Below are 9,926 nucleotides of genomic sequence, written 5' to 3'. Positions count from 1 at the left end.
AAAGATATATAGAAAAGCGGAGGGTAAGGGATTCGAACCCTTGCGACACTTTCGCGTCGACAGTTTAGCAAACTGCTCCGTTAACCACTCCGGCAACCCTCCTGTTTATCTTATTTTTTAATGATCGTTGTTCCTTTATTGCGAGTGCAAATATAGAACAGATTTCTTTATTTACCAAATATTTTTCAAGAAAAATTTGTGTATTTTTGAGGTAATAAACAACAAAAAAAGTAAACAAATGCGTAATACATTATATATCATCGGATTAAGTTCTTTGATTTTTTCCTGTACTTCTCAGCAAAATGCTAAAAAAAAACAATACATCCCGAGAACCCCTTCAGTACAGCCTAAAACAACAGCCCAGGCTTCGGGTAGCGATAAACCAAAACCGAAAATAACTTCTGAACACGGAGTAGAATTTTTTACCACCAATATTGCGGATATTACTAAAAATGATAACACCGCAAGTTATGGTTCTATTGTTTCAGCAAAACCTGCAGGTTATAAAGTCGTGAAAACTTATTTCCCTGCAATTGCACAGAATTTCAGACAACGATATTTAATTTTGCATTATACGGCTTTACCGGATGATAAATCCATTACCGTATTGTCTCAGCAGGCGGTAAGTGCGCATTATCTGGTAAACAATACAGGAGATAACGAAATTTATCAGTTGGTAGATGAAAATAAACGTTCATATCACGCCGGAGTAAGCGCGTGGAGAGCCGATAAAAACCTTAATGATACATCTATTGGAATTGAGATTGTAAATTCAGGATTCACGACAGACGCTGCAGGAAAGAGAATCTTCATGCCTTTTGATGAAGCTCAGGTAAAAAAAGTAGCCGCTTTGGTAAAAGATATTGTGGCGAGATATAATATTCCGGCGACCAATATTCTCGCACATTCAGATATTGCCCCTACAAGAAAACAAGATCCGGGACCTTTATTTCCATGGAAAAAATTATACGACGAATACCAAATCGGAATGTGGTATGATGATGCCGTGAAGCAAAGTTTCTATGATCTGGCAACATCTACGGATTTCCAGTCAAAATACAACGATCCGACGTTTATTTTTAATGTTCAGACACAACTTCAGAAATTCGGGTACGCATTGGATCTGAGCGGTAAATGGGATGATGCCACCAAAAAAACAATAGAAGCATTTCAATATCACTTCAGACCGCAGAATTACGACGGAATAATGGACGCGGAAACCTTCTCCATATTGCAGGCTTTAAACGTAAAATATCCTACAAAATAAATAAGGAAAGCGCATCGGTTTCGGTGCGTTTTTGCTATCTTTAAAGTCTCAAAATAATTAAAAAATCTGTAATGGAAAATTTCAGGAAAGAAAGCGATTTACTGGGAGAATTAGAAGTTCCGGTGAATGCTTATTATGGAGTACAGACGCAAAGAGCGATTAATAATTTTAAAATTTCAGGACAGCTTTTATCTTCATATCCGGAGTTCATCAAAGGGTTGGCTTTCGTAAAAAAAGCGGCAGCCAAAACCAATTATGAGCTGGGTCTGCTGGATGAAAATTTATATCATACCATTGCTGAAGTTTGTGATGAATTAATAAACGGAGAACTGCACGACCAGTTTCCGGTGGATATGATTCAGGGTGGAGCAGGAACTTCCATCAACATGAACGCCAATGAAGTAATTGCCAACCGTGTTCTGGAAAAACTTGGGAAAAATAAAGGGCAGTATGAATTCTGTTCACCCAACGATCATATCAATCTTTCCCAGTCTACCAACGATGCTTATCCTACGGCAATTAAAATGGGACTTTTGCAGATGAACATCTCTCTTGTAGAAAAACTGGAGAAAATTGTTGAAGCTTTCAGAGCAAAAGGAAAAGAATTTCAGGATGTGATTAAAATGGGGCGAACGCAGCTTCAGGATGCGGTTCCAATGACTTTGGGACAGGAATTTGAAGCCTTTGCAGCTACTTTGGAAGAAGATATTTCTAAATTAAATAATAACGCCAATCTTTTTGTAGAAGTAAATATGGGTGCCACTGCGATCGGGACAGGAATTAACGCTCCGGTTGGATATGCAACACTCTGTGCGAAAAATTTAGCGCAGTTAACAGGTTTTCCTGTCGTTTCAGCGCCGGATCTGGTAGAAGCAACGCCGGATACAGGTTCTTATGTGATCTATTCATCTGCAATGAAACGTCTTGCTGTTAAACTATCAAAAATCTGCAACGATTTAAGATTGCTTGCTTCAGGACCGAGAGCAGGATTGTCGGAAATCAATTTACCTCCGATGCAGCCGGGATCTTCCATTATGCCGGGAAAAGTAAATCCTGTGATTCCGGAAGTGGTGAATCAGGTTTGTTTTAAAGTGTTCGGAAATGATCTTACGGTAACTTTTGCAGCAGAAGCAGGACAGTTACAGCTCAACGTCATGGAACCTGTGCTTTCTCATGCGATCATGGAAAATATTCACTTTTTAAGCAATGCTCTGGATACGCTTCGCGAAAAATGTATCGTCGGAATTACGGCAAATAAAGAAGTCTGCCTGAATATGGTGAAACACAGCATTGGAATCGTAACCGCCTTAAATCCTTACATCGGCTACAAACAATCGACAGCGATTGCCAAAGAAGCTTTGGAAACAGGAAAAAGTGTGTACAATTTAGTATTGGAAAAAGGACTTCTTTCTCAGGAGAAACTGGATGAAATCCTTGATCCTAAAAATATGCTGAAACCCCACAACAAATAATAGTAACGGTAAGCGATAAATGATTAAAATCTAACCTGATTTTATCAGTTATCGCTTATTATTCATCATTTATATTTTTCTTTTGAGATTTTTAATCATCATTCCTGCGCATAACGAAGAAAACAATCTTCCTTTTACATTAGATTCTTTACAACGGCAGAGTTTTAAGGATTTTAAAGTCGTGGTCGTTAATGACGGTTCTACAGACGGAACTTCGGAAGTCATCAGAAAATATACAGACAGTGATTCCCGGTTTGAAACGATTGATCTTCAGAAATCTGCGCATCAACCCGGTTCAAAAGTAGTCAATGCTTTTAAAAATGGCTTGAATACTCAGAATATAGAGGATTTTGAAGTCATCTGTAAATTTGATGCGGATGTCATTTTACCTGAAAATTATCTTGAAACGGTAGAAAAAACTTTCAGAAATAATCCGAAATACGGATTGGTTGGCGGTTTACTGTATGTTGAAAAAGACGGAGAATGGATTTACGAAGGAAATTCCAACAAACATCATGTCCGAGGTCCGATGAAAGCGTACCGAAAAGAAAGTTTTATCGGGATGAAAGGCATTCGTGAAACATTGGGATGGGACAATATCGATGCCATTTTACTGGAAAATCTTGGGTGGAAAGAAGTTGTTCTTCCGGCACTTCATGTGAAATTAATTAAAGTGAAAGGAGCTGATTATACCATAAAACCCGCAGATTATTACGGGAGATATTTTTATTTTTTAGGACTGAACCGGTTTTTAGCCTACATCGCTTCCTCAAAAGAAGCAGCGAAAAGCAAATCGGCTGCGTTTTTCTTTTCAATCATTAAATCGTATGAAAACTGCCGTTCTCAGAAATTGGAACTGAAAATTTCAAAAGAGGAACAGAGAGTCATCAACAATCAGCGCTGGAATATGCTGAAGAAAAAATGGCTGAAAATGTAATTAATTAAATAAAATGTGGTTGTCCGCGATTCGGCATTATTAAAAAACTTTGGGTTCTCTGCTGAGTGAAACGCCTTTGCGAGCTTAAAAGCAGTTAATGTTTAAAAACTCTTGCGAACTTTGCGTTAAAATTAAGCATTATGATTAATTAAGTATAAGCAAAAATAGAATCTATTCAATAGAAACGGATTTTAGTCCGTTTAACAAAATATAAAATTAGCCTAAACGTTAGAATTTTGAAAAAAATAGCCTACATAGAAATTGATACCCACGCGGAAATTGCTCAGGATTTTATCAATATAATGAGCGGTTCCGGAGAATTTACCGTAGATTATTATTTTTCAAAAAAAATAAAAGATCAGATCATTGAATCCGGAGAGAATATTTTTCTGTCGGACAGTTCAATGATTTTAGACCAGTTGAAATTAAAAAAATATGATGTAATCATCATCGGAACGGTTCACCGTTATTTCAACACCTTTCTTGCGATTGTAAAAAAATACAATGCTTCCGTAATTGTTCACAACATGAACTTTATGAAATCTTCAAAGTTCAGCCTTATCAAAAGTATTTTTAAAGAAGATCAGATATACAGACTGAAATTGTTGTGGAAAGAAGGTCTGTTAAATTCATCAAAAGTCTATCAGACAGCAAAAAAACGATTGGTTTTGGATGAAGAGTTGAGTTCTGAAAGGTATACATTCTTGCCTCTTTTTTACACTAAAAATTTTAAAAAACCGGAAAATAAAGTGTTAATTATTGTTATTCCGGGTGGAGTTTCCCAGCAAAGAAGAGATTATAAAAGAGTTTTTTCAGTCATAAACAATCTTGAAAAGTTAAATAAACATTCAGATCCTGAAAATAAATTCATTGAATTTGTCTTTTTAGGAAGAGCAAAAAATCAAGAATTAAAAGATATTATAGATCTGGAACGTTCATTGAAATATATCAATATTACCTATTTTTCAGAGAGAGTTTCTCAAGCTGATTTCGAAGACTGGATGCAGAAAACGGACGTTTTGTGGTGTCCTATTCAGCAGAAAACTACGTTTTTCAGTCAGGAAGAAATTTATGGCAAAACAAAAATGACGGGAAATCTTGGAGATGCCATCAAATATGGAAAACAAGCTGTTTTTCCTTCAAATTATGCTTCAAAATTAGATTTTATTGTTCCTGAGCAAAAAGATATTCTGGAGCAGTTTAAATCACTAAAAAACAGTCAGTTCGACTTTCAAAAAGAATTCAATAAAAAATCTGTTCAGCAAAAACTAGAAAAGCTATTAAACGAATTAATTTCTATTTAAATTTAAAAATACTTTTGATGAAATTTCTGTTCAGATAGTCTTCAACAGGGAAAATCTTGGTAAAATAATTTCCGATAAAAATCAGGATCAGCACAACGGCGGGTTTGTAAATCATGTTGATGAAATTACTTTCGAAATTCGGCAAAACAATCGCAACTGTAACCGCTAAAGTACAGATAATCGATACAAAAATCATTTCAATCGTTAAAGGAGAAACTTTAAACATCACATAGTTGAAAATAATCTTGATGACATTGTAGGTGGTAAGAGAAATTGCTGTAGAGAGGGCAATTCCGCTTAATTTAAGATCTGTGTTTTGTAAAAAGTAAAGATTTAACAGTATGGTGAGTCCTGCTAATAAAAGCATTACAACAATATTAAATTTATAATATTTTGAAAGGGAAATAATGTTTCCGTTGAAGCCCGTTGCTAAATCTACCAGTACCGCAGATCCCCAAATCCACACAACCGGTTGATATTCCCTTAAAAGAATTCCGTTTTTAGGCATAAAATAAGTAAGATAAGGAAACCCGATGATGATGCATGAAAACAGAACCGCTCCCAGAAAATACAAAGTGAGGGATGTTTTCTTATGAAATTTATCCAGACCTTCCATATCTCCGTCTGCAAGGTTTTTACTGATGATAGGTGCTGAAATATTAAATAAACCTAATTGGGGTATCGATATTAGTGAAATTAAAGCATACAGTGTAGAGTAAATTCCGTTTTCTTCCATCCCCAGAAATTCCCCAATCATAAAGTTGTTGATGGCTAAATAATTTCCAAAAGTTCCTAAAAACCCGAAAAAACTATAAGCGGCGAACTCTTTGTAAAAGTTATCTTTTTTGAAATAATCTGTACTGAAATCCAGATTTATTTTTTCCAGTTTATTGGTGTAAAAAATATATCCAAAAAACATCAGGGCAAACATTCCGAAAAAGAAAATCAATGCGATTTTTTCAGGAATAGTTGAAGGCTCTGCGTACCGTGATGCTAAATATATAAAAATAAGAAAAGCACCCAGATTGGCAATTTTTGGAAAAAGATTGTCAAAAATATTAGAAACGACTATTCTTTTGTAATTCGAAATATATTTATTAAAAATTGCACAAAAAGAAAGAGTTAAAGTAAGTGGCAGAATGATGTTTTTAATTTTCCAGGCTTTGGTATTCTTAAATTCCGGAAAAAAATAGGGAATAAAAAAGAAGATACACAGAAATATAGCAAAATTAATGACCACAGCAAGCAGAGATAGCGAAAGCATGTTTTGCTTTTTTCCGTCTTTATCTACTTTATGGAAAAATTTTACATTAGCATAAGAAATCCCGAACACAACGAAAGGGACGAACATTTCTGCGGTTGGCATGATATATCTTAAAGTTCCGTAGAACTCAAGATTATTCATGAAAATAAATATTGAAACGGTTCCCAGTAAAAAACCAATATATCCAATGATGGAATATTTAAAGCCCTGCCTTGCTACTACACTCATCTTTTATTAGTTTTTCGGAATAAAAATAATGTTGTTGATGTATTCTGTTTTATTTTTTTCGTCGCTGATGTTTTTTAAAAGAATTTCTTCCGTTAATTTTTTAAGCTCAAAAGTATGCCTGTTCAGATAGTTTGCATCATAACCCCACGATTCAACTTCTGAAATTTCATCCCAAATCGGAGTCTGGTGGTGTCTCTGTTCCATTTCCACCATTAACGTGGGTGAAAACTGTTTAATAATCTGCTTCGCACCGTGAAGTGTTTTCATTTCATTGCCTTCCACATCAATTTTAATAAAATCGAGTCTGCTGAAATGTTCAATTGCCGCCCATTCGTCGAGTTTTATTACTTTTACTCTTTCGGTGTAGCTCTGTTCTTCGCCTTTTTCCTTGTAATCTGTATTCAGGGTTCCTCTTGAAGCAACGATTTTTCCGTTGATGATCGGAACTTTAAATTCAGCCGTTGTATTTTCGTCAGACAGTGCCAAAGGAAAAATCCGCATTGCCGGAAATAACCTTTTCAGACGATGATACAGTTTTTTATTGGGCTCAAAAGCATAAATGTTCTCATGATCCAGCTTATTTTCAAGCTGATAAAGGAAGCTTCCTACATTGGCTCCGATATCAAAGATTACTGCATTTTTAGGTAAGAATTCTTTAATCCAAACCAATTCCGGTTCTACATTTCGCGACGAAAAATTATCTTTGGTAAGATTGTTTAAGGTTTTAAAATATCTTTTTTTATAAAAATTCGGGCTTATATATTGCAGCTTCTCAGCAATTCTTTGGTACAGAGACATTGTAAGGTTTTTGGACTAATCAGCAAATATAAGAAAAAAGGTTAAAACAATGTTAAAATAATACGATTGTAAATATTTGATTTTTAACATCTTGGGTAATTTTAAAATTTAGTTTTAATTTTAAGTGAATTCTTTTGTCTTTCGGCAGGATGATTTCAAATGTTTCTAAGGCATTCTGTAATAAGGCATTGAAAATATAAAGCTCAATGATTTTAAAAACTCTTCATCTTTATCCATTAAAAACTTTCGTCAAAAATCCGTAACTTTGCCAACTACTAAAATTTTTTATGGAGAGTATTAAAGTTCACGACAAAACTTTTGTTCCTTATCTGGAGGATGCCGAGATTCAGGAGATTGTAAAAGCTACGGCTTTAAAGATTTATGAAGATTATAAAGATGAAGTTCCTGTTTTTATAGGTGTTTTGAATGGGGTGATTATGTTCTTCTCAGACCTTTTGAAGCATTATCCGGGACCATGCGAAATTGCTTTCATCCAGATGAGTTCTTACGTGGGAACAGAATCTACAGGAATTGTTTACCAGAAAATGGAACTGACGAAGGATGTAAAAGACCGTCACATCATTCTGGTAGAAGATATTGTAGATACCGGAAATACCGTAGAAAGTCTTTTCAAGTATTTTAACGAGACGCAGCGTCCTAAATCTGTAAAAATAGCTTCATTCTTACTGAAACCTGAAGTATATAAGAAGGATTTTAAGCTGGATTATATCGGGAAAGAAATTCCAAACAAATTTGTTTTAGGATACGGTCTGGATTATGATGAATTAGGAAGAAACTTACCCAATTTGTACCAGTTAGAAGACGGACAAATCAATCATTAAAACGCTGTTGGCTATTAGCTGATAGCTTTTAGCTTAAAAGTAAAATAAAGAAATAAATTTAATAATAACTTAAAAACAGCTAAAAGCAGGAAGCAGGCCAAAAAAAGCAGTGCCGATTGCCGGAAGCAAAACAACATTATGATAAACATCGTTCTGTTCGGTCCTCCAGGAAGTGGAAAAGGAACACAAGCACAAAACCTGATCGAGAAATTCAATTTAAAACAAATCTCAACAGGTGATCTTTTCAGATTCAACATGAAAAATGATACCGAGCTTGGAAAATTGGCAAAATCTTACATTGATAAGGGAGAATTGGTTCCGGATCAGGTAACAACAGATATGCTGATCGATGAGATCAGAAAACCAACCGATGCAGCAGGATTTATTTTCGACGGTTATCCGAGAACGGCTGTTCAGACGGAAGCATTGGAAAAAATAGTGAAAGAAGAACTGAATGATGAAATTGATGTATGCCTTTCTTTGGTGGTTGAAGATTCAATTTTGGTAGACCGATTGCTGAAAAGAGGAGAAATCAGTGGAAGATCAGACGACAGCAATGTAGAGATCATCCAAAACAGAATAAAAGAGTACTACGCAAAAACAGCAGAAGTAGCCGAGCTGTACAAGCAGCAGGGCAAATATGTTGAGATCAACGGTGTCGGAGACATTAATGAAATCTCTGAAAAACTTTTCGCTGAAGTAGAGAAGTTTCAAAAGTAAAAATTTTTGATTCAAGGTTCAAAGTTCCAAATTCAAGGTTAAAACTTTGAACCTTCAACATAAAACCTTGAATTAAAATTATGTCAAATTTTGTAGATTACGTAAAGATTCATTGTAAAAGCGGTCATGGAGGAGCAGGTTCTGCGCATCTCCGCCGTGAAAAATATATTCCTAAGGGCGGTCCGGATGGAGGAGACGGAGGTAGAGGAGGCCACGTCATCATGAAGGGAAATGCCAACGAATGGACTTTACTTCCTTTGCGTTACACGCGACACGTAAAAGCGGAGCGTGGTGAAAACGGAGGAAAGAATCAGTTAACAGGAGCTTACGGAGCCGATGTTTATATTGAAGTTCCTATCGGAACGATTGCTAAAAATGAAGATGGCGAGATCATCGGTGAAATTCTGGAAGACGGTCAGGAAATAATCCTGATGGAAGGAGGAATGGGAGGAAAAGGAAATGAGCACTTCAAATCTTCTACCAACCAAACTCCGAGATTTGCGCAGCCAGGAATGGACGGACAGGAAGGATACGTTGTTTTCGAGCTTAAAATTCTTGCGGATGTAGGTCTTGTAGGATTTCCGAACGCAGGAAAATCTACGTTGTTATCCTCCGTTTCTGCGGCTAAACCTAAAATTGCAGATTATGCTTTTACCACTTTAACCCCTAATTTAGGAATTGTGGATTACAGAAATTATAAATCTTTTGTAATGGCAGATATTCCGGGGATTATTGAAGGAGCGGCTGAAGGAAAAGGTTTAGGACACCGTTTTTTAAGACATATTGAAAGGAATTCCATCCTCTTGTTTTTAATTCCTGCAGATTCTGAAGATCATTTTCAGGAATTTAAGATTTTGGAAAATGAATTAAAGGAATACAACCCTGAATTGCTGGATAAAGATTTTATTATCTCTATTTCAAAGTCCGATCTTCTGGATGAAGAGCTGAGGAAAGAAATTTCCGCAGAATTTCCCGAAAACAGACAGCCTTTATTTTTCTCAGGTGTTACCGGAGAAGGTCTCATGGAGCTGAAGGATGTGATCTGGAAGAAGTTGCATGGATAGGATTTAACCGATACTAAAAATAAAAAAGGA

The 9,926-nt window shown here is 35.7% G+C and carries 9 protein-coding genes and 1 tRNA gene; 7 read left to right on the top strand and 3 right to left on the bottom strand.

Annotation, left to right across the window (positions count from 1 at the left end):
* Positions 1-17: 17 nt before the first annotated feature.
* Positions 18-102 (bottom strand) — tRNA-Ser (locus QWT87_RS18025).
* A 136-nt stretch (positions 103-238) separates the two neighbouring features.
* Between QWT87_RS18025 and QWT87_RS18020 the strand changes: the two genes are divergently transcribed.
* From QWT87_RS18020 to QWT87_RS18005, 4 genes are all read left to right on the top strand, one after another.
* Entirely contained in the window at positions 239-1,267 is a 1,029-nt protein-coding gene (locus tag QWT87_RS18020; RefSeq protein ID WP_302717791.1) for an N-acetylmuramoyl-L-alanine amidase, read from the top strand.
* Between the two features lie 71 nt (positions 1,268-1,338).
* Positions 1,339-2,739: an aspartate ammonia-lyase gene (gene aspA / locus QWT87_RS18015; protein WP_302717789.1), complete on the top strand. Its 1,401-nt coding sequence runs from the start codon at positions 1,339-1,341 to the stop codon at positions 2,737-2,739.
* An 82-nt stretch (positions 2,740-2,821) separates the two neighbouring features.
* Positions 2,822-3,676, top strand: a complete 855-nt coding sequence (locus QWT87_RS18010; protein WP_302717787.1) for a glycosyltransferase family 2 protein — start codon at positions 2,822-2,824, stop codon at positions 3,674-3,676.
* Between the two features lie 236 nt (positions 3,677-3,912).
* Positions 3,913-4,980, top strand: coding sequence for a hypothetical protein (locus QWT87_RS18005; RefSeq protein ID WP_302717785.1), 1,068 nt, complete (start codon positions 3,913-3,915; stop codon positions 4,978-4,980).
* On the opposite strand, the gene QWT87_RS18000 is transcribed toward QWT87_RS18005, so the two are convergent.
* Together QWT87_RS18000 and QWT87_RS17995 are read right to left on the bottom strand one after the other, a co-directional pair.
* Entirely contained in the window at positions 4,973-6,472 is a 1,500-nt protein-coding gene (locus tag QWT87_RS18000; RefSeq protein ID WP_302717783.1) for a lipopolysaccharide biosynthesis protein, read from the bottom strand. The two genes, QWT87_RS18005 and QWT87_RS18000, sit on opposite strands and share 8 nt — an antisense overlap.
* 6 nt (positions 6,473-6,478) lie before the next feature.
* Entirely contained in the window at positions 6,479-7,270 is a 792-nt protein-coding gene (locus tag QWT87_RS17995; RefSeq protein WP_302717781.1) for an FkbM family methyltransferase, read from the bottom strand.
* Positions 7,271-7,557: 287 nt separating this feature from the next.
* Here QWT87_RS17995 and hpt point away from each other — a divergent pair, with 287 nt between their 5' ends.
* From hpt to obgE, 3 genes are all read left to right on the top strand, one after another.
* Positions 7,558-8,112, top strand: coding sequence for a hypoxanthine phosphoribosyltransferase (gene hpt, locus QWT87_RS17990; protein ID WP_076392149.1), 555 nt, complete (start codon positions 7,558-7,560; stop codon positions 8,110-8,112).
* A gap of 138 nt (positions 8,113-8,250) precedes the next feature.
* Positions 8,251-8,832: an adenylate kinase gene (locus QWT87_RS17985; RefSeq protein ID WP_076392151.1), complete on the top strand. Its 582-nt coding sequence runs from the start codon at positions 8,251-8,253 to the stop codon at positions 8,830-8,832.
* An 80-nt stretch (positions 8,833-8,912) separates the two neighbouring features.
* The gene (gene obgE / locus QWT87_RS17980; protein ID WP_076392153.1) at positions 8,913-9,896 is read left to right on the top strand and encodes a GTPase ObgE; all 984 of its coding nucleotides are present in this window, start codon (positions 8,913-8,915) and stop codon (positions 9,894-9,896) included.
* Positions 9,897-9,926 lie beyond the last annotated feature (30 nt).

Origin of the sequence: Chryseobacterium urinae (genome assembly GCF_030518295.1) — a bacterium.
Taxonomy (GTDB): Bacteria; Bacteroidota; Bacteroidia; order Flavobacteriales; family Weeksellaceae; genus Chryseobacterium; species Chryseobacterium mucoviscidosis.
This window is presented reverse-complemented; position numbering and strand designations above follow the sequence as displayed.

Coding starts and splice junctions, on each gene's coding strand:
- QWT87_RS18020 (WP_302717791.1), top strand. CDS start 239: ATGCGTAATACATTATATATCATCGGATTAAGTTCTTTGATTTTTTCC.
- aspA (WP_302717789.1), top strand. CDS start 1,339: ATGGAAAATTTCAGGAAAGAAAGCGATTTACTGGGAGAATTAGAAGTT.
- QWT87_RS18000 (WP_302717783.1), bottom strand. CDS start 6,472: ATGAGTGTAGTAGCAAGGCAGGGCTTTAAATATTCCATCATTGGATAT.
- QWT87_RS17995 (WP_302717781.1), bottom strand. CDS start 7,270: ATGTCTCTGTACCAAAGAATTGCTGAGAAGCTGCAATATATAAGCCCG.
- hpt (WP_076392149.1), top strand. CDS start 7,558: ATGGAGAGTATTAAAGTTCACGACAAAACTTTTGTTCCTTATCTGGAG.
- QWT87_RS17985 (WP_076392151.1), top strand. CDS start 8,251: ATGATAAACATCGTTCTGTTCGGTCCTCCAGGAAGTGGAAAAGGAACA.
- obgE (WP_076392153.1), top strand. CDS start 8,913: ATGTCAAATTTTGTAGATTACGTAAAGATTCATTGTAAAAGCGGTCAT.